The organism is Pseudomonas sp. PS02303 (assembly GCF_029959925.1).
Lineage (GTDB): Bacteria > Pseudomonadota > Gammaproteobacteria > Pseudomonadales > Pseudomonadaceae > Aquipseudomonas > Aquipseudomonas mandelii.
On record NZ_JASCOM010000095.1, the window covers coordinates 1 to 22,181 of the forward strand.

The 22,181-nt window shown below is 59.0% G+C and carries 25 protein-coding genes; 10 read left to right on the forward strand and 15 right to left on the reverse strand.

The annotated features are described in order from the left end of the window. The first annotated feature begins 131 nt into the window (after positions 1-131). Both QMX98_RS19585 and QMX98_RS19590 read left to right on the forward strand, forming a co-directional pair. Positions 132-332 carry a YbdD/YjiX family protein gene (locus QMX98_RS19585; protein ID WP_010459510.1) on the forward strand — a complete coding sequence of 67 codons (201 nt, stop codon included), beginning with the start codon at positions 132-134 and terminating at the stop codon, positions 330-332. Between the two features lie 191 nt (positions 333-523). Next, positions 524-1,330 (forward strand): hypothetical protein, encoded by an 807-nt coding sequence (locus QMX98_RS19590; RefSeq protein ID WP_077750123.1) that lies wholly within the window; start codon positions 524-526, stop codon positions 1,328-1,330. A 39-nt stretch (positions 1,331-1,369) separates the two neighbouring features. Here the strand turns inward: QMX98_RS19590 and QMX98_RS19595 are convergent, their stop codons facing one another. From QMX98_RS19595 to QMX98_RS19610, 4 genes are all read right to left on the reverse strand, one after another. Then, positions 1,370-2,113, reverse strand: coding sequence for a hypothetical protein (locus QMX98_RS19595; protein ID WP_077750124.1), 744 nt, complete (start codon positions 2,111-2,113; stop codon positions 1,370-1,372). Between the two features lie 254 nt (positions 2,114-2,367). Then, positions 2,368-2,616 (reverse strand): hypothetical protein, encoded by a 249-nt coding sequence (locus QMX98_RS19600; RefSeq protein ID WP_010459515.1) that lies wholly within the window; start codon positions 2,614-2,616, stop codon positions 2,368-2,370. A 189-nt stretch (positions 2,617-2,805) separates the two neighbouring features. Then, the gene (locus tag QMX98_RS19605; RefSeq protein ID WP_083376983.1) at positions 2,806-3,231 is read right to left on the reverse strand and encodes a hypothetical protein; all 426 of its coding nucleotides are present in this window, start codon (positions 3,229-3,231) and stop codon (positions 2,806-2,808) included. 172 nt (positions 3,232-3,403) lie between these two features. Continuing rightward, positions 3,404-5,080: an MFS transporter gene (locus QMX98_RS19610; RefSeq protein ID WP_010459519.1), complete on the reverse strand. Its 1,677-nt coding sequence runs from the start codon at positions 5,078-5,080 to the stop codon at positions 3,404-3,406. A gap of 333 nt (positions 5,081-5,413) precedes the next feature. Here QMX98_RS19610 and QMX98_RS19615 point away from each other — a divergent pair, with 333 nt between their 5' ends. Further along, positions 5,414-6,082 (forward strand): ATPase, encoded by a 669-nt coding sequence (locus QMX98_RS19615; RefSeq protein WP_083376981.1) that lies wholly within the window; start codon positions 5,414-5,416, stop codon positions 6,080-6,082. Positions 6,083-6,358: 276 nt separating this feature from the next. On the opposite strand, the gene QMX98_RS19620 is transcribed toward QMX98_RS19615, so the two are convergent. Continuing rightward, a complete protein-coding gene (locus tag QMX98_RS19620; protein WP_282411276.1) occupies positions 6,359-7,240 on the reverse strand; it encodes a serine hydrolase domain-containing protein in 882 nt (293 codons plus the stop codon). Positions 7,241-7,353: 113 nt separating this feature from the next. Here QMX98_RS19620 and QMX98_RS19625 point away from each other — a divergent pair, with 113 nt between their 5' ends. After that, positions 7,354-8,142, forward strand: a complete 789-nt coding sequence (locus QMX98_RS19625) for a DeoR/GlpR family DNA-binding transcription regulator (RefSeq protein ID WP_010459523.1) — start codon at positions 7,354-7,356, stop codon at positions 8,140-8,142. A gap of 203 nt (positions 8,143-8,345) precedes the next feature. Here the strand turns inward: QMX98_RS19625 and yghX are convergent, their stop codons facing one another. Both yghX and QMX98_RS19635 read right to left on the reverse strand, forming a co-directional pair. Further along, complete coding sequence (gene yghX, locus QMX98_RS19630; RefSeq protein ID WP_010459524.1) at positions 8,346-9,233, reverse strand: YghX family hydrolase; 888 nt, start codon at positions 9,231-9,233, stop codon at positions 8,346-8,348. Between the two features lie 59 nt (positions 9,234-9,292). Beyond that, positions 9,293-10,138, reverse strand: a complete 846-nt coding sequence (locus QMX98_RS19635; RefSeq protein WP_282411277.1) for a LysR family transcriptional regulator — start codon at positions 10,136-10,138, stop codon at positions 9,293-9,295. A 143-nt stretch (positions 10,139-10,281) separates the two neighbouring features. Here QMX98_RS19635 and QMX98_RS19640 point away from each other — a divergent pair, with 143 nt between their 5' ends. Continuing rightward, complete coding sequence (locus tag QMX98_RS19640) at positions 10,282-11,229, forward strand: DMT family transporter (RefSeq protein WP_221109293.1); 948 nt, start codon at positions 10,282-10,284, stop codon at positions 11,227-11,229. 244 nt (positions 11,230-11,473) lie between these two features. Here QMX98_RS19640 and QMX98_RS19645 read toward each other — a convergent pair whose 3' ends face one another. Beyond that, complete coding sequence (locus QMX98_RS19645) at positions 11,474-11,737, reverse strand: DUF2790 domain-containing protein (RefSeq protein ID WP_282411278.1); 264 nt, start codon at positions 11,735-11,737, stop codon at positions 11,474-11,476. Positions 11,738-12,100: 363 nt separating this feature from the next. Then, positions 12,101-12,514 (reverse strand): nuclear transport factor 2 family protein, encoded by a 414-nt coding sequence (locus tag QMX98_RS19650; protein WP_145309334.1) that lies wholly within the window; start codon positions 12,512-12,514, stop codon positions 12,101-12,103. Positions 12,515-12,615: 101 nt separating this feature from the next. Here QMX98_RS19650 and QMX98_RS19655 point away from each other — a divergent pair, with 101 nt between their 5' ends. Beyond that, positions 12,616-13,494: a LysR substrate-binding domain-containing protein gene (locus tag QMX98_RS19655; protein WP_010459531.1), complete on the forward strand. Its 879-nt coding sequence runs from the start codon at positions 12,616-12,618 to the stop codon at positions 13,492-13,494. A gap of 59 nt (positions 13,495-13,553) precedes the next feature. On the opposite strand, the gene QMX98_RS19660 is transcribed toward QMX98_RS19655, so the two are convergent. Continuing rightward, positions 13,554-15,317 (reverse strand): L-lactate permease, encoded by a 1,764-nt coding sequence (locus QMX98_RS19660; RefSeq protein WP_282411279.1) that lies wholly within the window; start codon positions 15,315-15,317, stop codon positions 13,554-13,556. 243 nt (positions 15,318-15,560) lie between these two features. On the opposite strand from QMX98_RS19660, the gene QMX98_RS19665 reads away from it, so the two are divergent. Then, positions 15,561-15,797: a hypothetical protein gene (locus QMX98_RS19665; protein ID WP_077750135.1), complete on the forward strand. Its 237-nt coding sequence runs from the start codon at positions 15,561-15,563 to the stop codon at positions 15,795-15,797. Between the two features lie 31 nt (positions 15,798-15,828). Here QMX98_RS19665 and QMX98_RS19670 read toward each other — a convergent pair whose 3' ends face one another. Next, on the reverse strand, positions 15,829-16,680 hold the full coding sequence (locus tag QMX98_RS19670) for a CAP domain-containing protein (RefSeq protein ID WP_282411280.1): 852 nt from the start codon (positions 16,678-16,680) through the stop codon (positions 15,829-15,831). 166 nt (positions 16,681-16,846) lie between these two features. Here QMX98_RS19670 and QMX98_RS19675 point away from each other — a divergent pair, with 166 nt between their 5' ends. The 3 genes from QMX98_RS19675 (at position 16,847) to QMX98_RS19685 (ending at position 19,575) form a co-directional block, all read left to right on the forward strand. Beyond that, a complete protein-coding gene (locus QMX98_RS19675; RefSeq protein WP_145309332.1) occupies positions 16,847-17,467 on the forward strand; it encodes a cell wall hydrolase in 621 nt (206 codons plus the stop codon). A gap of 107 nt (positions 17,468-17,574) precedes the next feature. After that, a complete protein-coding gene (locus QMX98_RS19680) occupies positions 17,575-18,513 on the forward strand; it encodes a GlxA family transcriptional regulator (protein WP_282411281.1) in 939 nt (312 codons plus the stop codon). A gap of 87 nt (positions 18,514-18,600) precedes the next feature. After that, entirely contained in the window at positions 18,601-19,575 is a 975-nt protein-coding gene (locus tag QMX98_RS19685; RefSeq protein WP_282411282.1) for a nitrilase-related carbon-nitrogen hydrolase, read from the forward strand. Positions 19,576-19,741: 166 nt separating this feature from the next. Here the strand turns inward: QMX98_RS19685 and QMX98_RS19690 are convergent, their stop codons facing one another. The 4 genes from QMX98_RS19690 to QMX98_RS19705 are packed head-to-tail and all read right to left on the reverse strand — an operon-like array spanning position 19,742 to position 21,932. Continuing rightward, complete coding sequence (locus QMX98_RS19690; protein ID WP_010459541.1) at positions 19,742-20,440, reverse strand: dienelactone hydrolase family protein; 699 nt, start codon at positions 20,438-20,440, stop codon at positions 19,742-19,744. A 37-nt stretch (positions 20,441-20,477) separates the two neighbouring features. Continuing rightward, positions 20,478-21,101: a glutathione S-transferase family protein gene (locus QMX98_RS19695; protein WP_010459543.1), complete on the reverse strand. Its 624-nt coding sequence runs from the start codon at positions 21,099-21,101 to the stop codon at positions 20,478-20,480. A gap of 54 nt (positions 21,102-21,155) precedes the next feature. Further along, positions 21,156-21,671, reverse strand: coding sequence for a DoxX family protein (locus tag QMX98_RS19700; RefSeq protein WP_083376973.1), 516 nt, complete (start codon positions 21,669-21,671; stop codon positions 21,156-21,158). 57 nt (positions 21,672-21,728) lie between these two features. Then, complete coding sequence (locus QMX98_RS19705; RefSeq protein ID WP_077750139.1) at positions 21,729-21,932, reverse strand: hypothetical protein; 204 nt, start codon at positions 21,930-21,932, stop codon at positions 21,729-21,731. Positions 21,933-22,181 lie beyond the last annotated feature (249 nt).

Below are 22,181 nucleotides of genomic sequence, written 5' to 3' on the forward strand. Positions count from 1 at the left end.
CTCTCAAGTACGCCTTCGCCGGCAAGCCTGGCTCCTACAGGTTCCGATACATATCTCGGCCGAACGGACACATTCCAGATACAAAAGTGCGCTTTCATGGCCCTGTCCCCCCTCACAATGAGAGCGTTGCCATGATCCGTAAACTGCAGCAAGCCGCCCGCTTCCTCAGCCAGAGCGCGCGTTTGATGGTCGGCGTCCCTGATTACGACAACTATGTCGCCCAGATGGCGCTCAAACACCCCGAAGAACCGGTGATGAGCCATTCGGCGTTTCTTCGCGAGCGTCAGGAAGCCCGCTACGGCGGCAAGCAATGCACCACGCGTTGCTGCTGATTACCCGGGAAAACGCCGCGATCAGCACAATATCTTCGCCATTGCGTAACCACTGCTAAGCTTCGACGTTGCAGCGTCCGAGCCTTTACGGGATCGGGCGTTGAGCGTGGCCATGGAGTACGACTTCAGTATCAATATCCACTTCTACAGGGGTGGCGAGCGATTGTCGGTAACCTGCACGGAGGCAGGCAATGGTAATCAAGCACGTAGGCCATTCAAGTGCCGAGGGCGTTCCCGAGCCACTCGATCACGAAGAGATAGAGCGGGTGCTGGCGCTGTTGCTGGCCAGTCCGGTGTTTGCCAAGTCCAGGCGCATGGGCAGTTTGCTGCGTTTCCTGGTCGATCACGATCTTCAGTTTTCCACTATCCCACTCACCGAGCATGCCATCGGCATCGCCGTGTTTCGCCGTGACCCGGCTGTTTACTGCACCGGAGACGATCCGGTGGTGCGCGTGCAGGTGGGCCGGTTGCGGCGCAAACTCGCGATCCATTACGCCACCCTCGGGCAGCAAGACCCGGTACGCCTGAGCATTCCGGCCGGTTGTTATCGGCTGGCTTACCAGCGGATCAGACCCAAAACCATCTCGATGCGCCATCCTGTTTTGCAGATTCAGCCGTTTACCTGCATCACCCGTGACGGCGATGACTTCACCAAGGGCTTGTCTGAAGAATTGAGCTGCCGGCTTTTCGAGTCGTTCGAGCAGACGCAAAGCCATGGCAACCACGTGCTGATGAAAGTGTCACGCTCCAGTGTCAAGGCACTGGACGTTGTGCGTGCCGGGCGCGGTAACTATTCCCTTGAGGGCAGCGTGCGGGTGGAACCGAGCCGAGTCCGGGCATCGGTGCGCCTGATTGATGTCGCACAGGGGCGGATCCGCTGGTCCGAGCAGTTCGATCGCAATCAACCTTACGGCATCGCGACCCAGGAAGATCTGGCGGAGTCCATCTGTCGGTCGTTGACGGGCTATTTCGCCCGGGGAAGCGGTGATGTTTCTTGAGAGGAAGGGGCAACCGCGAGGTTGCCCCCGGTGCGACGATTACACGGTTTTCCATGCACCGTCTTCGTAGCGACGGGTTGCATCGTTAACGACAGTCAGGTCGATTTCGATGGCCTTGGACCGCGACGTGCTGAACATGGTGCTGGTCTGCACGTTCTGTTCGAACCACACGAGAATGGCCTCGACAGGGGTCAAAACGATATTGCCGGTGACCACCTGCTTGGTGGCGACGTAGATCGGCGTGCTGACCTGCGTGCCGTCGATGCCGACTGACAACTGGTTGATGCCGGGGTGGATCGGGCCGTATTCGTTATCCAGGGTAATGGATATGTCTGGGCCGCCGGTTACCGCCTGGCCCAGCAAGCCTTCCGGGCTAAGTATCGATTGTTGCCCCAGGCCGATCGTGACGATGTTGGTCGACACCTTCACCGTCACGTCAGCCTGAAAAGTATTGGACCCGAACAGTTGGTATTGCGGGGTCCAGCTGAAGCCGTTGTTGCTCAGGTACTTGTCATAGGACTGCCAGACAACGTTATAGGCTTCGTTGCCGACTTTCTTGGCGAAGCACAGCTTGTAGCCTGACTGCTTGAGAAGGGTCAGGTCATCGGCTGCGATCTCGATCGTGACGGACTTTTGCGTGGCTGCCAGGGTTGACGTCAACACCTTGCAGTAGTCCGACGTTTTCAGAGCCGTGGGGGCAATGCTCTGGAACGACTTGAGGGCCTCTTGCACATCATTGTGAAGTTGCAGAGCTTGCTTGCTTACAGCGCTCGACTTACTCATGGCTTTCCTCTTCCTTGGTTGTGTTGGGCAATCAATGGGCAGCGGGCAGCGAATCCGACAAGTGATCGGGCAGCACCCTCTAAACACATTGACGGCTTCACAGTAGGCGCAGGATTCAGGGCGGCGAAGTGTCTTGGCGTTACAGCGGGGAGGGCGGTTAAACCAGCAAGGTAACAGCCTGCGTAACCGGGTTGTATCAAGGGAATCTGTGAGTTGAAACAGCGGAGCGGCCGTGCGACCGCCCCACCGTAGCTTCATGCAGTCGGGCTACTCACCTTCGCGTCGGCCCAGACGAAGTTCCAGCTGGTTCGTTTGCCCTTGGCAATCTCGATCAGCTTGTTCTCATATACGGTGTGATTGACCGTGCCGGTGTAAGTCAGCTTCCGGGCCGCGTTGGTCCCGGTGACTTCCCCGGGTTTGCCGCCAGATTCAGTCATGGCCTTTTTCATATCGGCTTCCGACGGGGCGCTGCTCTGGTTTTTTTCAACGGTTACGAAACTCATGGTGTCACCTCTTCCGTGATGGGGGGATCGGCGGACAGTCGGGTCAAGACGTTCTCGACCCGGCCAACACACCGAAGCCAATACTCTATTGGCCCGCCGGGCACCGCAGAAGTGACAACACGGTCGGTAAGGTAACACCGCGGATACAGCGAATCGCGCGATGTAACGGCGACGTATCAGCCAGTGGCATCATTTCGTTTTCCAGTGTCCACCGCCCGATTCGCAATCAGTCTTCGATTGGGCCAAGTGTTCCGCACCGTAGTAATACGTGGTGACCTGAGCGTTGTCGGGGATGTTCAGCGACTTGCTGTTCTTGTCCTTGCTGGTGGAGTGAGGGTTGGCCAGGGATTCCTGGGTCAGGGTCGCGATGCAGGAGGCCTGATAATGATCGTCGCACTGGTCGACTTTTTTCTTGGTGCTGGTGAGCATGTCCTTGCTCTCGTTGCTGCATGACCAATCGATGGCATTTACCGGCATGCCTTCGTACTCATAGCAACTATGGGACTCGACCACCGGAACGGAAGGGCTTTGGGATCGGGTCAGGACGTCACAGCCTTCAGCGAATACCAGCGTGGGGCTCAGGCTGGCGAGCAGAAACAGCAGTCTACGGTTCATCGGGAATTCCTCTCCAATGGCGCTGCTCGTGATCAAAGATCGGCGCTTATGGAGTTTCGAAAACACGATGAGGCGTGGGGTTCAATTCGTTTATGAGCCGCGACGGCATTTAATCCATCTGCGTGCATTAAAAAGGCCTGCCCTCTCGCTCACGAGAGGGCAGGTGCCCGTTTTATGTGTGATGAATCTCCCGATCCTTGGTTTCCGGCATGAAGAATATGCCCAGGACGGCGGTCATCACGGCGATGACAATCGGGTACCAGAGGCCGTAGTAGATATCACCCGTGGCCGCGACCATGGCGAACGCCACCGTCGGCAGGAAGCCGCCGAACCAGCCGTTGCCGATGTGGTAGGGCAGCGACATCGAGGTGTAGCGGATGCGCGCCGGGAACAGTTCCACCAGCCAGGCGGCAATCGGACCGTAGACCATGGTCACGTAGATCACGAGGATGGTCAGAAGCAACAGCACCATCGGGTAGTTGGTCTTGGCCGGGTCGGCTTTCTCGGGGTAACCGGCTTCTTTGAGGGCGGTGCCGAGAGTGGCGGTGAACGCGTCGTTCTTGGCCTTGAAGTCGGCGGCCGGCATGCCGGTGCCCTCGAAACTCTGAAGCACTTTATCGCCGATGCGCACCTGCGCGACCGTGCCCGGTTCAGCCTTTTCGTTCTTGTAGGGAATGGCCCGTTTGGCCAGCACGGTCTTGGCGAGGTCGCAGGAACTGGTGAATTTGGCCTTGCCCACCGGGTCGAACTGGAACGAGCACTGGTCGGGATCGGCGATCACCGTGACCGGGTTCTTCTCCTGCGCGACGAACACGTCGGGGTTTCCGTACTGAGTCAACGCATGGAAGATCGGGAAGTAGGTCAATGCTGCGAGGATGCAGCCGGCCATGATGATGCCTTTGCGGCCGATACGGTCGGACAGGCTGCCGAAGATGACGAAGAACGGCGTGCCGATCAGCAGCGAGCCAGCAATCAGCAGGTTAGCCGTCTGCGCGTCGATCTTCAGTGTCTGCAGCAGGAAGAACAGCGCGTAAAACTGCCCGGTGTACCAGACGACGGCTTGGCCGGCCGTACCGCCGAGCAGGGCCATGATCACGATTTTCAGGTTATCCCAGCGGGCGAAGGATTCGGTCAGCGGCGCCTTGGAAGACTTGCCCTCTGCCTTCATTTTCACGAATACCGGTGATTCGCTGAGCTGCAAGCGGATGTACACCGACACAATCAGCAGCAGGATCGACAGCAGAAACGGAATCCGCCAGCCCCAGGCCTCGAAAGCTTCGTTGCCCAGGATCGTCCGGCAAGCAAGGATCACCAGCAGCGAAAGGAACAGGCCCAGGGTCGCGGTGGTTTGAATCCATGAGGTGAAATAACCGCGTTTGCCTTTCGGCGCATGCTCCGCGACGTAGGTCGCCGCGCCACCGTACTCACCGCCCAGCGCCAGGCCTTGCAACAGGCGCAAGGTGATCAGGATGATCGGCGCCGCCACGCCAATGGTCGCGTAGCCGGGCAGAAAACCGACGACGGCGGTGGAGACACCCATGATCACAATGGTGATGAGGAACGTGTGCTTGCGTCCGATCATGTCACCCAGGCGCCCGAACACGATGGCGCCGAAGGGACGCACCGCGAAACCCGCAGCGAACGCGAGCAGCGCGAAGATGAAGGACGTTGTCTCATTGACCCCGGCAAAGAAATGCTTGGCGATGATCGCGGCCAGGGAGCCGTAAAGGTAGAAGTCGTACCACTCGAACACGGTGCCCAGGGACGAGGCAAAAATGACCTTGCGCTCCTCCTTGGTTATACCGCGTTGGGGCGCGCTGCCCGTGGAGGTGTTGTCGATTGCGGCCATGAGTCTTCTCCGTCGTTCTTGTTATAGGCCGGAGTACCTCGTTACCTTTCTTGCCGCACCCAGGCCCTTGGGCTGATGTCGTCGGATTACGGATTGCACGAAGCATGCACACAGGTTGACCGCCTCGCATCGCTGCAAGGTTTCTTGAAGCATAATCGGCTTCACGCAGATATCCACTCGACGTCACTTCTCACCCCACGGAGTCACGCCTGACGCCTCGGTACGCAACCATTCGTTTAATCAATAATCACCATCAAGGAATGCAAGTTCTGTTTTTTTGTCATGAGAGGAGGATAGCGTCATACCAAAGTCGCCCCTGAAGGAACCTGCGCGATGAGAATCTCTACCTTGCTGGCCCTTGTCGCCGTATTGACCGGCAGTGTTGCCGCCACCGTGCCGGCCTACGCGGCCGACCCGTCCTGCCATTTCCTGCCGATGGGCGACAGCCCCGCCAGCTTGCAACCCACTCAATCGGTGGGCGTGCTCTACAGCGAAAACACCCTCAACACGATCGAATACCTTGAGCAGTACCATTCGGTCGCGTTGAATGGGGCGAAGAACCCGGCGCTGGATTCGCGCATCAGCAGCGCCTTCGTCAACAGCTCCGATCCGAAGCGGGCGATCAACTGGCTGATGGGGTCGCTGCAAAAACAATTTGCTTCGGTGACCGTCTACGACAATCTCGACGCCCTGGTACAAGCCCATCCCGATGTGGTGGTGATGCTCGACACCTACAACCGTCTAGTGTCCAAGCGCAACAACCAGGTTGAAGCGCGATTCCTCGCCAAGTTCTACGACTCGAACCTGCAATACATCGGCAAGGCTGAAGGCTCACGTGAGCAGCAGATGCCTTCGGTGTGGGTGCATGGCAAAGCTGCCCCGGAAATTGCTGCGCAAATCGACCAGCAAAATGCGGTGCAGGTGAATGCGTTGAAGCAGTTTGATGCGTCGTTGAAGGCGTTGGTGACGTCTGGTAATGGGGCGCAAGTCGCCAGTTACTGATGCACATTCAACGTGATCAATAACTTACTTGTGAATTCCACACATTGAGGTGTGACCGCTTCTGTACCTGTGGCGAGGGAGCTTGCTCCCGTTCGGCTGCGCAGCCGTCGTAAATCCAGTGCTCGCGGTTTATCTGAATGATCCGGGTTGCGGATTTTGGGGCCGCTTCGCACCCCAGCGGGAGCAAGCTCCCTCGCCACAGGATATTGGTGAGTTCAACGCATCGAGGCCTCAACGCTCCTTTTTTGAGGAAGGGCGGTCAGATGATTTTCAGGTTTATTCAAGTGCCGCGCATATCAGGTGGCGCACGACCTCGGCCTCCACAGCCCCTTCGTTGCCGCTTTCATCAAAAACCGCGCAACTCGCCGTGCGGTTTCCATCAATGCAGCGGTAAACCGCAATGATGCTGCCCGGTCCGACTCCCGTGTGACCACTCAAGGTCAGGCCACTTTCCACCATGCCCTGCATCAGACCGAGGCCGTATCCCGGAGCAACCCAGGGACGCCCAGCGATCGGTCCGCCCAGCGTGCGTACCGTTTGCATCTCCCGCAGCAGTGATTGCGGCAACAGATGCCCGTCCAATAGACGATCCAGACACAGGGCCGCTTCAACAAGCGGGCCGACCAGCAAACCGTGATAAACCCAGCCCGGGTCGTAAGTCGAAGCCGCTCCCATGTTGACGTACGCCAGATCGGCGCGGGTCGTGGCGAGGCGGATGCGCGATAAACCGAGCGGGGCAAACACGCGTTGCGTCAGCGCTTCTTCAAGTCTCAGCCCGGTGACGCGCGCAATGAGCCTGGCGATGAACAAGTAGCCGACGTTCGAGTATCGCCAGCCGTCTCCGGGTGCATAACGTAACCTGGTCGCATCAAGACGCTGCAGCATTTCAGCGGCTGACCACGGTGTCTCATGGCGCGCGACGGCGGTGTGGTAATCGGCGAGTTCACTGTAATCCGCCAATCCGGCTTCATGCCGCAGCAGTTGACGCAACGTGAACGGGCCTTCAGGCACTCCCTCATCCAGACCGATCAATCCATCACGCACCAGCGACAACGCTGCGGCGGCGAGAACTGTCTTGGTGAAACTCCACCAGGGCACGGTTACGTCGGGCTGCTCAGGCGTGAGGAGTGAACCGTTTGAGACAAGGGCGAAGGGCATGGGCTGACTGCTCTGGGGGAGACGCCGGGGAGTTTGCCAGAAAACAAAACCGCGATTGTGTTTACGCAAGGGTTTGGCTAATCTCGCACAAACACGCAAACTCAGGCATAAACATGCAAGATCAGCATTCGGCCACCGAGCTTCCTTCTGTGCGCCGGCAAAAAATCCTCCTGATCCTCGAGCGCGACGGCAAGGTCATGGCCTCTGAATTGAGCCAGCATTTCGCCGTTTCGGAAGACACCATTCGTCGCGACCTGTCGGAGCTGCACAGCGCCGGTCTGGTGCAACGCGTGCACGGTGGCGCGCTGCCTCGGCCCAAGGATACGGGCAAGGATTTCCTCACTCGGGTAGGTGAAACCGACGAGGTGAAAGTGCACCTCGCACAACTCGCCGCGCGACACGTCCGGGATGGTCAGATCGTGATGTTCGATTCGGGGAGTACCACGCTGCAGATCGCCCGGTCCTTGCCTTCGACTATTTCCATCACGGCCATCACCACATCGCCGTTAACCGCGATTACCCTCGCGGAATACCCAGGCATCAAGGTGATTCTGGCGGGTGGGCAACTTAACCTGGCGACGATGTCGGTCAGCGGTCACGAGACCGTGCGCTTGTTGCAGGGCATCAAGGCTGACGTGCTGTTTACCGGGGTTTGTGCGATTCATCCGGAGGTCGGCATCAGCTCGCTGCATTTTGATGAGGTGCCAGTGAAGCAGGCGCTGTTTGACAGTGCCTCTCAAGTGATCGCCGTCACCACGGCGGACAAATTGGGTGCGGTGGAACCGTACATCGTAGTGCCGTGCTCACGTTTGCACACTCTGATTACCGAGCGTCACGTGGCGTCAGGCGACATCGACGACTATCGCAAGCTGGGAATCGAAGTGGTGCAAGCGCACGCCTGAGCGATCAGCCATGCCCCAGGGCAATCGCAAACGACACCACGATCAAGCACGCAAACGCAAAATTGATGTTCATGAAGCTTTCGCCCGAATAATCAGAAGTGGCGCCATCCTGAACTCGCCGCTGAAAAATAAGAAATTCGGCTTCATGATTTAAAAGATCGAAGCAATTGATAACGGTGTAGCCCACACCTGCAAACAGCAGCCTAAACCAGGTATTTGTTGAACCAGGCCACGGTCCTGTCCCACGCGAGCTTCGCGGCGGCTTCATCGTAGCGAGGCGTGGAATCGTTATGAAAACCGTGATTGCAGCCTGCGTAAATGAATGCCTCGTAAGTTTTGCCCGACGCTTTCAACGCTTTCTCATACGCCGGCCATCCTTCATTGATGCCCTTGTCCAGTTCGCCGTAATGCAACAGCAGCGGCGCCTTGATTTTCGGCACATCCTCAGCCTTTGGCTGACGGCCATAAAAGGGCACGGCCGCCGCCAGTTCCGGGTAGGCCACCGCCGCCGCATTGGAGACGCCGCCGCCATAGCAGAACCCGGTGATGCCGACCTTCCCCGTGGTCTTGTCATTTTTCATCAACCAGTCAATGGCGGCGAAAAAGTCATTCATCAGCTTTTCCGGATCGACAGTCGCTTGTAACTCTTTGCCTTTTTCATCGTTGCCCGGATAGCCGCCCACCGAACTCAGGCCATCGGGTGCGAGGGCAATAAACCCCGCTTTGGCAACGCGCCGGGCGACGTCCTCGATGTAAGGGTTGAGCCCACGGTTTTCATGCACGACCAACACCGCCGGCACCTTGCCGGTGGCTTTGGCCGGGCGCACCAGATAGCCGCGGACATTGCCGTGGCCCTTGGGTGATGGATAGGAAATGTACTCGGGGAGGATGTCCGGGTCGGTGAATTCAACCTGCTCGGCGAGCGCGTAGTTCGGGCTCAGGGAGGCGAGGAGGGCACTGGCTGTCAAACCGCCCAGGGTGAACAGCGCTGCTCGATCAAGAAACTCGCGCCGGTTGATCTTGCCGTGGGCGTAGTAGTCGTAGAGCTCCAGCAGTTCCGGGGCGAAGTCTTTGGCGGTGAGACGTTCCATGGGGGCACTTCCCGTTGGTTCAGGATCTGAATCAGTAAAGCAGCGTTTGGCGCACTGACTCAGTTTTCGAAACAGGACACCAGAAAACTCATCACCGCCTGCACCGACGGGGTGTGCCGGATGTCGCTGTGGACCACCAGCCACACTTCACGCGCCAGCCCCGCGCCCACGGTCTCCATCGCTTGCAATCCGTAGTGCTCACCAAGGAAGTACGGCAGTGCCGCAACGCCGGCGCCTGCCTGGGCAATGGTTGCCTGGATGTTCAGATCATTGCTGCGCAGCAGGATCGGCCGATCCCCCGCTTGTTGCTTGAGCCAGACCTGTTGCGGGGTTTGCTCCATGGTCTGGTCGTAAGCGATGAACGCCAGATCTTCCGGGGCGGTCTTGGACAAGTAATCTGCCGAGCCGTACAGGTGAAACTGCACCGTCGCCACCTTGCGCGCCACCAGGTCCGGCTCCTTGGGGCGGCTCAGGCGCACGGCAATATCGGCTTCGCGCCGCGACAACGAAGCGCTGTCCAGACTGCCGATCAACTGCACAGACAGTTGCGGATGCAGGGTGCGCAACGCCTTGATTCGCGGCGCTATCAACGCGCAGGCCAGGGCGGGCGGGGCACTGACGGTGACTTCGCCGGTAAAGCTTTCCTGCCCGGCGAGCGCCGAGCGTTGCACCGCGAAGGACTCGCTTTCCATGCGCTGCCCGAGCTGGGCAATTCGCTCGCCGTCCTCGGTGATGACATAGGAACGAGGGCGCCGGTCCACCAGCTTGAGGTTCAGCGAACTCTCCAGCGCGCTGATGCGTCGCGCCACGGTGGCGTGGTCGACCTTGAGCTTGCGCGCCGCCGCCGACAACGACTGCTCGTGGGCGAAGACGATGAAGTAGCGAAGATCCTCCCAATCGAACATGGGCGTTTTCTCACATGAAGGGTGAATAAATGGGGAATTTTGCCCCATCGCCAAGCCTGCAAGAATTCTTCAACACCTGACAAGCAGGTCTGAAGCGCGCCGTGTGCGGCGTGTTCATTGCACGACTTGACGAGGAAACAGCCATGTCCAAATCAACGCCTCTCGCGTATGCCGGCATCGTCGGCGCGACGTTTTTCTGGGGCACCAACTTCAATGCCGGTGCCTATATCATCAAGAGCATGGCACCGATCAGCGCCTCCATTGAGCGCTTTGCCATTTCTACCCTGTTGCTGTTGCTGATTTTCGGTCTGGCGGGCAAGTTGCGCCTCACCACGCTGAAAAACAATCTTGCCGCGTTTATCGGTCTGGGCCTGCTGGGCTTTACCGCGTTCAACCTCGCGACCTTCTTCGGCCTGCAAACCACCACGCCCATCAACGGCGCGCTGATCCTGGCGACCACGCCGCTGTGGACCATGATCTTCGCGGTGCTGCTGGAAGGCGAACGCATTGATCGCGGCCGCGCCATCGGGCTGGTGCTGGGATTGCTGGGCGTGGGACTGGTGATCACGCGCGGGGATATCCAGGTGCTGCTCGGGCTGAAAGTGGCGACCGGCGACGCGATCATTCTGGCCGGCAGCATCGCCTGGGCAGCCAACATGGTCGGTACCCGACGCTTCGTCAAAGACTCGACACCGCTGGAAACCACCACGTTTTCGATGCTGTTCGGTGTCATTGGCCTGATCGTGTTGGGCTTCATCTATGAAAGCCCGATGGCCTCGATCAGTACGGCTTCGCTGTCTGTGCATGGAGCGGTTTTCTACTTGGCGGTCTGTGGTTCGTTGATTGCCTACTTGCTGTGGTTCAAAGGCATTCATGCGATCGGTGCGGCGCGCACGTCGATCTTCTTCAACCTGGCGCCTGTGTTCACCATGCTGGTGTCCTCGATACTCGGTGTGCTGCCCAATGTGTGGCAGTTGCTGGGGGCGGGCGGCGTGATTCTTGGGGTGGTGTTTGCTTCGGGGTTGGTGTTCGGTGCGGGGCAATCTTCGGCGGTGAAGGTTCGCGGTGGGCTTACAGATAAGGCCGCTTGATGCCTTAGCTGTGGGCGTTAACCAATTCCTCTGGTAACACAACTTCTGTGGCAGCTGACGAAGCCTGCGTTCGGCTGCTCAAGTGCTGGATAAAATTGATCTGCCCAATTAGGTGCGGTCAGTCGTGGCATTGCCCAGCGCTTGATCTTATTTAACCCATCGTAAAAAAAGACCCGCTGATGCGATGCACCAGCGGGTCAATTGGCTTGCCGTTCAATGCGGCTTTTGTTTTACAGCCCCTCATTCAGTTCTGCTCTTCGCAGGCTTGGGCCATTTTGAAGTAGGTGAAAGCCTCGACATTCCCGGAGTCGTCCAGATAAGTAAGTTTGGCGTTGACCACTTCGCAATCGGCGGAACGAGGCTCCTCAAGGGAAATGACCTTGGCCACGTTTATCGGCATGCCGTAGTGATAAGGCTTGGCGGGTACGTCGGGCGTGTCCGCCTGGGCGTAACCGGTGAACGCGGCAATGGTTAGCGTGGTTGTAGCCAGTAATGTTCGAATGTTCATGATGTGCTTCCTGTCATGATGATGAGTGTGAGCAACGTCTGCCGTCTTGCAGGCTCGGGTCATTCTGGAGATACAGCGCTCTATGCGAAATTCCCCATAGGCTCACCTCACATGTGAATAAATACGCATGTGGTTTTATGTCGTAAGTTGCAGCGCCGCCCAATAAAGATGACTTCGGATGTCCATCACCACTTCAGGTGGTCGCGCACCGTGTGGGGGCGTGAGGATCTGTAGAAGCAAGATGAATAAAGTCGTCGATGTCATTTTCAATTCAACCAGGGTGCTCCCTCCGAGCGCGTTGCGTGGACGCAAACAAAGGGAGCGGGGTGAAACTCTGCAGTTGGCAACTTGAAGCGTTGAAGTTCAGAGCCCGATCAAATCGCGATGAACTTCCAGCGAATTACGCTCGACCCAGTTATGCGCCAGCAGCCCGTCCGGTCGAACTTCCCAGACCGCAGTGCCGAGCATTTCAAAGGGGCTGTTACACGTGCGGCCACCAATAAAGCCCTGGTTCTTTCCGGCCAGTTTCCAGCGGGAAGCAACGCGAGTGCCTTCGGCGTTCTGAAACGTCTCGATACTGCTGAATTCGAAGTCTTCGATCTTCGACAGAAAGACACCGATCCATTGAATAAAGGCATCGCGGCCGACGATATCCATCCCGCCAGACGTGATCACAAAGTCTTCGGCTACAAAGCGCGCTGCGGCTTGCGGGTCCTTGGCTTGCCAGACTTCGCGCCAGAAACTTTCAACAATATCTACTGCTTTATTGACTGCCATTTTCGAACGCCTCGTATTGGATTGAGTACGATGTTCGGCAATTGCTATCTAGAACACAAACGCATAAATTTAATGGCATCCAGTAGAAAGGCGAATCCATCATGCAAGCCAGCGACCTTGAGATCGACCTGCTTCGGGCGTTTATCGCCGTGGCGGAGACCGGCAGTTTCACTGCTGCTGCCGAGGTGATCGCGCGGTCGCAATCGGCAGTGAGCCAGAAGATCATCCGGCTGGAGGAGGTGCTTGGTTTTCGTGTCTTCGAACGCACCAGCCGCGCCCTGACCCTGACCCCGGACGGCGAGCGACTGCTGGCAGGCGCACGCCGAATGATGGTGCATTTCGACACCTTCATGCGGGACATCAAGGCGCCGGCGACCGTCACCCTGCTGCGCTTGGGGATCTCGGAAAACCTCGTGCCGACCCAGCTGCCCAAGCTGCTGTCGCGCTTCACCCAGTTGTATCCAGACATTCAACTCGAACTCACCACAGGCTTGAGCGACGACCTGCTCACCGACTACGAAGCCGGGCTACTGGACGTGGTTATTTCCAAGCGAAAATTCAGCTCCGGCACCACGCGAGGCCGAGTCATCTGGCGCGAGCCGCTGGTGTGGATTGCCGCGAAGGATTACCAAATCGAATCGTCGAAACCGGTGCGGTTGGTGATGATGCGGCCGCCCTGTGCGTACCGCGCCATCATGATCGAAGCCCTGGCCACGGTCGGGCGGGAATGGGCATCCGCGTGCCTGGCCAGCAATTTGATGGGGGTGCAGGCGGCGGTTGCGGGCGGGTTGGGGATTACGGCGTTGGGAACGTCATTTTTGCAGGAAGGGATGCGCATACTGGAACCGTCGCAGAAGTTGCCGACTTTACCCAGCACCGAGGTGGCGGTGATTGGTGATGATGTTCGGACTCAGCATCTGGTGCAGCCGTTGGTGTCGTTGCTGACCGAGGGGTTGATGTCGGGCGGCCGTCTGACTTGATCCGCGCGTTTTCAAGCCCTGACCCGGGCGACTCGCCCGGGTCTGGGACCTTTTGACGTCTAGTGTCCGCCCACCACCATACTGCTGAACGGCGCCACATAAGCCTGCAACGTCACCAACCCACCGACCAAGATCGCCAGCACAATCGAGTGGAAGAACACATATCGCAGAATCTCCCCTTCATGCCCGTACCAGCGAGTCGCCGTGGACGCGACCACGATCGACTGGGCGTCGACCATTTTGCCCATGACCCCACCGGAACTGTTGGCCGCGGCCATCAGCACCGGGCTGATGCCCAGTTGCTCGGCGGTCACTCGTTGCAAGCCGCCGAACAGCACGTTGGAGGCGGTGTCGGAGCCGGTCAACGCCACGCCGAGCCAGCCCAGGAGGGTGCCGAACATGGGGTAGAAGATGCCGGTCGCGGCGAAGGCCAGGCCCATGGTGGCGTCGAGGCCCGAGTAGCGCGTGAGGAAACCGAGCGCAAGCATGGCCACGATGGTGATGAGTGAGTAACGCACCACCCACAGCGTTCGCAGGTATTGGCGGGCCAGTTGCGGGATGGAATAGCCCATCAGCAGGCCGCCGACGATGGCCGCCAGGAGGATGCCGCTGCCGGTGCTGGTGAACCAGGTGAATTTGTAGACCGCTTCCTCGGTTTTTGCCGCGGGCACCACGGGCGGCACCTTTTCGATTTGCTGGTGAATGGTGGTGAAGGTCACGATCGGGGCGAAGATCGGGTTGGCTTCGCGCAACGGTTTGCCCTGAGGGTCGAGCTTGGCCGAATTGGTGGCCGGATCGATTGCCGGACGGGTGTCGAACATGTTCTTGAAGCCCTGGGTGCCCCAGGCGAACACAAACACGGTGAGGATGATCCACGGCATCCAGGCGCGCATCACCGCCGGTTTGGCATCGCTGGCGAAGGTCCCGCTGGCCTCGGGTTTTTGCTGATGCTCCTCGTCGATCTTCGAGTTGTCGACGCGCCCGGACAGGGCCGCCGAGGTGTGGATCGTGGCCGGTTTCCAGACCTTGAGGAAACCGGTCAGGCACGCCATGGAGATCAGCGCAGCGATCACGTCCACCAGCATCGGCCCGTGGTAGTTGGACACCAGAAACTGCGGCACAGCGAAACTGACCCCGGCTACCAGAATGGCCGGCCAGATTTCCAGCATTTTGCGCCAGCCGGCAAAGGCCCAGATCAACCAGAACGGCACGAGCACCGAGAAGAACGGCAACTGCCGGCCGACCATCATCGACAGCTCCATTTCATCCAGGCCGGTGACCTTGGCCAAGGTGATGATGGGCGTGCCCAGTGCACCAAACGCCACGGGCGCGGTGTTGGCGATCAGCGCCAGGCCTGAGGCGGCCAGCGGCGAGAAGCCCAAGCCGATCAGAATCGCCCCGGTCACCGCCACCGGCGTGCCGAACCCGGCAGCCCCTTCAAAGAAGGCGCCGAAGCAGAAGGCGATCAGCAGCAGTTGCAGGCGTCGATCGTCGGTGATGCGCGCAAGGGAATCCTGCAGCACTTTGAACGAACCGTTTTCGGTGGTCAGCCGGTGCAGGAAGATGATGTTGAGGACAATCCAGCCAATCGGCAGCAGGCCGTTGGCGGCGCCGTAGAGTGCCGCCGAGCCGGCCATGTCCGCGGGCATGCCGAAGGCAAAAATGGCAATCAACAGCGCCGAGCCAAGGGCCAGCAAGGCTGCCAGATGCGCCTTGATATGGAAAAACGCCAGCGATGCCAGCATCACCACCACCGGCACCGCCGCCATGATGGTTGAAAGCACCGGGTTACCAAAGGGATCGTAGATTTGCTGCCAGACCATGTTCCACCTCTGCTTTTTATTGTTGGTAGTGCAGGCCCCGGACGGGGTTGGTGGCATGGAGTATAGGTGGCATTACGCCGCTGTCCTGTGAGGTTTGTCGGCGTTAATACCTTGTATCAGTGGCCAGTCCTGACCCGGCCGATCTTCTACTACGCTCAGAAAGAATGACGGCGCGAGCCCCGATCCAAGGCTTGCGCGTCCAATGCTCTGGCCCGATCCATTCACCACGAGAGGGAGACAGCGATGACTGAACGCCATGAGGAACACAAGGAAACGCTATCCAACGGATGCAGGATCGACGTGAAAGCCGAGATATTGAGGGACGGCTCCCTGAAGATGTTCATCGGTGTTTACCGGCCGGATGGCTCGGTCATAGAAGAGGACAATGACCCGCGTCCGCATCTGTTGGACATGGAGGACGCTTTGGCCTGGGCAGTTGAAAAAGCCAAAGACATCGGTAACCGCCAGCACACGTTGTAAGAGCGGTGAACCACCGCTCTGACCATCGCCTTTATTGCGTACCAAACATGGCTGTCCAGTAAATCCCGGCGTCACTCTTTGGATCAACCGCATAGGCCGCGCCCAGTTCGCGGAACTGTGGGTTCATCAGGTTGGCGCAATGCCCGGGGCTGGCCAGCCAGCCATCGACGACCTTGCGCGGGGTGTCTTGCCCGGCAGCGATGTTCTCGCCGATTTCCTGATAGGTGTATCCCGCCAGTTCAGCGCGATCCCCCGGTGTGCGACCGTCCTGGTCCTTGTGGTCGAAGAAATTGTTATTCGCCATGGCCCGGGTATGCGCTTCGGCCGCGGCCGCCAACGTCGCATTCCAGGCCAGCGGCGTGGTCGCGGCAAACGGTTGGCCGCCGCACTGGCGCGGTTGGGCGCGGGCGGTATTGAGCAAGCCCAGCAACTTCTGGCCCTCAGCCGCGGCGTCACCCATGCGCGCGGTCAATTGCGGTCGCGCGAGCACAATGCGCCAGTCGCGACCCTGGTGGCTGACACCGACGTCGATGAATTGCGGGTTCAGCACGACCTGGCAGAAGCTCTCCTTGATCGCCGTCATGGCGGACTGTGCATCACGCGGTCCGGACAACATAATCGCTTGCACGTTGGTCATCGGGTACGACGCTTGAGCCATGGCCTGCTGCAAGTCGACAGCTCCGCTGGGCGACAGGTTCAGGCGCGAATCGCTCGTCAGCGGCGGCAACACCGATGACGCCTGACCGGCGCAACGCTGTACCTGGCTGCGGTAAACGTTGATCGACTCGACCAATTGCGTTTCTTCGCTGGCCACAGCAGTGGCGGCGAACACCAACCCCAGTGGCAACACGGCAAAACGCAGAGCGGATGTCAGGACGCGCATGGAAATCTCCCTTGAATTGACTGCGCCCATGATGCGCGATTCCACCCCATGCCGCGCAATGCCTTTTTGCGCTTTGTTGTCCGGCGGTTGACATGATTTGGCTACTACACTGAAGCCAAGTCGCCAAACGGGCGCTTCCCTCGACGCCAAACAGAGTGTCTCCATCATGTCCTTCAAATGGTCCGTTGCGTTCCTCGTGGTTACCCTTGTCGCAGGCCAGGTTATTGCCGACGACCAGCAGCAAAAAAAAGAAGTGGCTGAAGACAAGGCTCAGGTGCTTGAGCAAAAAGCCGCGGACAAGAGCGCCGATGTACCGGTGCCTAAATCCGAGGCGATCACCCAATCCGAAGTCCAGGCCGTCGATCCCGCCGGCAAGTCTCCACTGGACGATGCAATAACCTGCATGGCCCGCTCCATCTACTGGGAGGCCAAAGGCAAGGACACCGACGACATGGCCGCCGTCGCCAACGTGGTCATGAACCGCCTCGGCCACGCTGGTTTCCCCGACACCGTGTGCGCGGTGGTCAAGCAAGGTTCAGAGACCAAGAGCTGCCAGTTTTCGTGGTGGTGCGACGGGCGCCCGGACACGGTCCAGGAAGAGACGCAATATGCCCTGGCCAAGGAAATCGCACGCAAGGCGCTGAACAAGCAGCTCCCGGATCGCACCGGTGGCGCGATGTATTTTCATGACCGCACGGTGAAACCGGACTGGGCCAAGGAGTACATCAAAACCGCTGAAATCGGGATGTTCCGGTTTTATAAACCGCATAATGGTTCGGCGAAGTAGGTCCAGGCCATATCCTTATTTGACCAACGACTGGTTCCATTTCGACGGAGGCAGGGTTCTACTACGATGGCTTGAAACACGTCATGCCACGTAATCGGACAGCCGCCATGCACAACATCGGACTCATCGTTTACCCCGGTTTCCAGGTGCTGGGCCTGGCCATGTGCGCTACCTTCGAGTTGGCCAATATGGCGGCCGACGAGCCGGTGTACAGCATTGCGCTGCTGTCGGAGCAGGGCGGCTCTGTAATGACGTCGGCCGGTTTTGGCGTGGAAACCCGCGCGTTTGACGAGCGTTCCTTCGATACGCTGCTGGTGATGGGGGACAACCTGATCCGGCCGACATCACCGGGCATGGTTAAGTTTTTGCGCAACGCCAGCCTGACCACCCGACGCCTGGGCTCGATCTGCACCGGCGCGATTGTGCTGGCGGAGGCGGGTTTACTGGATGGTCGGCGGGCCACGACTCACTGGTGTCATGCGTCGGCCTTGCAGCGGGCGTACCCGAAAGTGAGGGTCGAAGAAGACCGCATCTTCATCAATGACGGCAATATCTGGACCGCCGCTGGCATGAGCGCTTGTGTCGATCTGGCGCTGGCCCTGGTGGAAAAGGACCTGGGCGCGGACGTTGCCCGCCGGGTGGCCCGGCAATTGGTGGTTTATCACCGTCGTGCGGGAGGGCAGTCGCAGTTTTCGGTGATGCTCGAACTCGAGCCCAAGACCGATCGCATCCAGGCTGCGTTGACCTATGCCAAACACAACCTCAAATCAACGCTGTCGGTCGAAGAGCTGGCCAGCGCAGCCAATCTCAGCCCACGGCAGTTCAGCCGGGTTTTCCATGCCGAAACCGGTCAATCCCCGGCCAAAGCTATCGAAAACCTGCGGGTGGAAGCCGCCCGGCTGATGATGGAAACCGGTCGGCACTCCATCGATGTGGTGGCCAGCGACACCGGTTTTGGTGATCGCGAGCGTATGCGTCGGGCGTTTATCCGGGCGTTCGGGCAACCGCCGCAAGTGATCCAGCGCGCCAATCGGATCATGTCCTGAAAGGTGGTGTATACGACATTTAAGACAAGATATGACTGCCGTAATCTAGATCTCGTTGAAGCCGTTTCCCTCAGTGAGATCACCACCATGACCCTCGTTAAAGCTGCCGCCGTACAAATCAGCCCAGTGCTCTACAGCCGTGAAGGCACCGTCAATAAAGTCGTGCAGAAGATTCTTGAACTCGGTGACCAAGGCGTTCAGTTCGCCGTGTTCCCGGAAACCATCGTGCCGTACTACCCGTACTTTTCTTTCGTGCAGGCGCCGTTCGAAATGGGCGCCGAGCACCTCAAGCTGCTGGATCAGGCCGTTACGGTCCCTTCGGACGCCACCGATGCCATCGGCGCCGCTGCCAAACAGGCCGGCATGGTCGTGTCCATCGGCGTCAACGAACGTGACGGCGGCACGCTGTACAACGCGCAGTTGCTGTTCGATGCCGATGGCACGCTGATCCAGCACCGGCGCAAGATTTCCCCGACTTATCACGAGCGGATGATCTGGGGCATGGGCGATGGCTCCGGGCTGCGCGCTGTCGACAGCGTGGTAGGGCGCATCGGCCAACTGGCGTGCTGGGAACATTACAACCCGCTGGCCCGTTACGCCTTGATGGCCGATGGCGAACAGATTCACGCCTCGATGTACCCGGGGTCGTTTGCCGGTCCGCTGTTTGCCTCGCAAATGGAAGTCAACATTCGCCAGCATGCCCTCGAATCGGCGTGCTTTGTGGTGAACTCCACAGCTTGGCTCAACCCTGAGCAACAGGCACAAATCATGGCCGACACCGGTTGCCCTATCGGTCCGATTTCCGGTGGTTGCTTCACGGCAATCATCAGCCCGGATGGTGTGGTGCTGGGCTCGCTGCAGGAAGGCGAGGGAGACGTGATCGTCGACCTCGACATGGGCCTTATCGACAAGCGCAAACGCATGATGGATTCGCGCGGCCACTATAGCCGCCCGGAGTTACTCAGCCTGCTGATCGACCGCACGCCGGCGGCCCCTATGCATGAGCGCGGTGCTCATCCGCAGGTACCAGTGATCGATGCTGTGGAAGAGATCAGCCGCTGATTGGCTTCAGACCGCGCCGCCCCCTTCGCGTACAGATCATGCGCCATATCAAAATGGGCGCATGAACTGTAGGAGCAAGGCTTGCCCGCGAAGAGGCCATCACAGTGGCAGACAAAAAAGGGACTTCCACGAAGCAATGGAAGTCCCTTTTTTTCACATCTTGTCTTTACAGCTCCTGCCCCAGAAAGATCAACGTATTGCCATGCGCCTCAGCCGCTGCACGCTGGTTGTAACTGTCGCGATGCGAGCAGTTGAAGCCATGCTCGGCCTCCGGGTACACGACGATTTCCACGTTGTCGTTGTTGTCGAAACGCTCGGCGATTTTCTCCACCGCTTCCAGGGGAATGTGGCTGTCCTGTTCACCGAAGTGCATCAGCAACGGCACCTCGATTTCATCGGCGCGGTCCAGGTGGTTCTGGATGCCGCCACCGTAGTAGGCGATGGCCACATCCACCAGGCCGTTAGTGGCGGTGAGGTAGGACAGCAAGCCGCCGAAGCAATAACCGATGGAAGCGATGCCGCCGTCCAGGCCCGGTTGCGCATCGAGCGCTTCGATGGCCAGTTTGATGTCGTCCTGCGCCTTGTCGATGTCGGTGGCGTTCATCAGCTCGACGGCGCGTTTCCAGCCCGCTTCGTCGTAACCCAGTTCGATACGGTGGCCGTTGCGCCAGAACAGGTCCGGCGCAATCACCAGGTAACCATCGGCGGCGTATTGCTCCGCGACCGAGCGGATGTGTTCATTCACGCCGAAGATCTCCTGGATCAGCACGATCCCCGGACCTTTGCGAGTATGCGGAATCGCCAGGTAAGCGCCGAAGGTGCCTTCGTCGCTGTCGATCTCGATCCATTGGGTGGTTACGCTCATGGTGGCTCCTGTCTACGCAAGTGAGTGAGGTTGAGGCTTATTTCGGCTGCGTGGCCTTGTAGCTTGGCAGAGACTGCATACGTTTCCACCATCCGTCGAAACCGTCCACCGAAAACACCTGTGGCGCATCCGGCGTCATCGCGATGTAGGCGCAGCCCGGTGCCAGGTAAAAGTCACCGATACTGGGTTCAAGACCGGCGATATACGGATCGGTGCCTTTTATTTTCATCAGCTCGCGCAACACCCGTTTCGAATGTTCGATCCCTTTGCGGCGCGCCTCTTCATTCTGACCGCCAATGAAGTCAGGAAAAAGATGGTAGCCGAACACTTGCACCAGGTTGCCATAGCCATAGGCATCGTAGATGCCCTGGGCCATGTGAGTGCGAGCGCGGTCGTGGGCGTTATCCGGTGTGATGGACGGCCCGGGCAGGACTTCGTCCAGGTAGGCGATGATCGCGCCGGTTTCGATGACCCGAAAGCCGTCATGGTCGATGACGGGCACCTTGCCAAAAGGGTGCCGCACCAAATGTTCCGGCAGATGCGGCTCGCCTTTGATCACATTGACCTGCACCTGGTCGAAGTCCGCGTCTTTTTCCGCAAGCAGCATTTTCACTGTGCGCACATAGGTACTGCCGTCAAAACCGTAGAGAGTGAGGCTCATGGCGATTGCTCCGTTTTTCAAGGGAGTGGTGGACGCGCCCGAGACTCTGGTCGGTCAACGGTTATGGCGACGCCAGAAGAATCGAGCCAACAGTGCATCCAGGCTGAGCTTGCCGGCACCCGAGAGCAACAACGGCATCATGGCGGCGAGGTAGATCAGCGGCAGCTTGAAGTTGCCGTGACCCTTGTTGCTGATGGCGTAACCCTGGGCAAGCTCACTCAATGTAGACCAATCGGCCGGCCAGTGAACGGCAGCGGTCGCGACAATCGTGACAACGATCAGAATGATGGCCGACACCCGCGTTCCGAAGCCGACCAGGATGGCCAGGGCGCAAATCAGCTCCGCCCACATCGACAGTTCCCAGTTCAGCGTGGCCGGCACGTGGTTAAACGGAAACGGGAAGGCGTCCTGGATGTCGGCGAACCAGTTCTCGCCGTTCCATTTTTCCAGGCCCGACTCGAAGAATTCCCAGGCAATGAACAGCCGCAGCGTCAAAGGCGCGAGCCAGCTGCCGGCACGATCAAGGTTAAGGTGCAGGCCTTTCACGGCCGATGAAAGTGAGGTGTTCATGAGCGTGATCTCCGTTCAGTCAGGAAGGCGGGGCAGCGGTTGCCCCGCGAAACAGGGTTATTCGCCAGCGCCGCACTTGCCTTCGCCACATTTGCCTTCAGCCGGTTTTTCCGCGGTGTCAGCCTGGGCTTGGCTGTAGCCGTGGGCCAGTTGTTTCATGCTGAACGCTTCGGATTCGGAGGCCGAAGCCGCGTTGGACAGGGCCAGGCCACCTGCGATGATCAGGCCGAGGGTCAGGGAAGAAGTCGAGAGCTTGAACATGGTGATACTCCGTAGCTGAGTGAGTTGAGCGCTTTGATCGGCTTGGCCAATCGACACGCACAGTTCATCAAGCGGGTGTATCTGCGATGTGTCTTTGGTGCGGGGTTTTATGGATGGGGTGTGTCACAAGGGCGTCTGTACACACTCCGATACACGGCCCCGACACCTTGAGCCTGTGCAAACCCCCTGTGGGCGAGCCTGCTCGCGATAGCGGTGTGTCAGACACCATCAATGTCGACTGACAGGCAG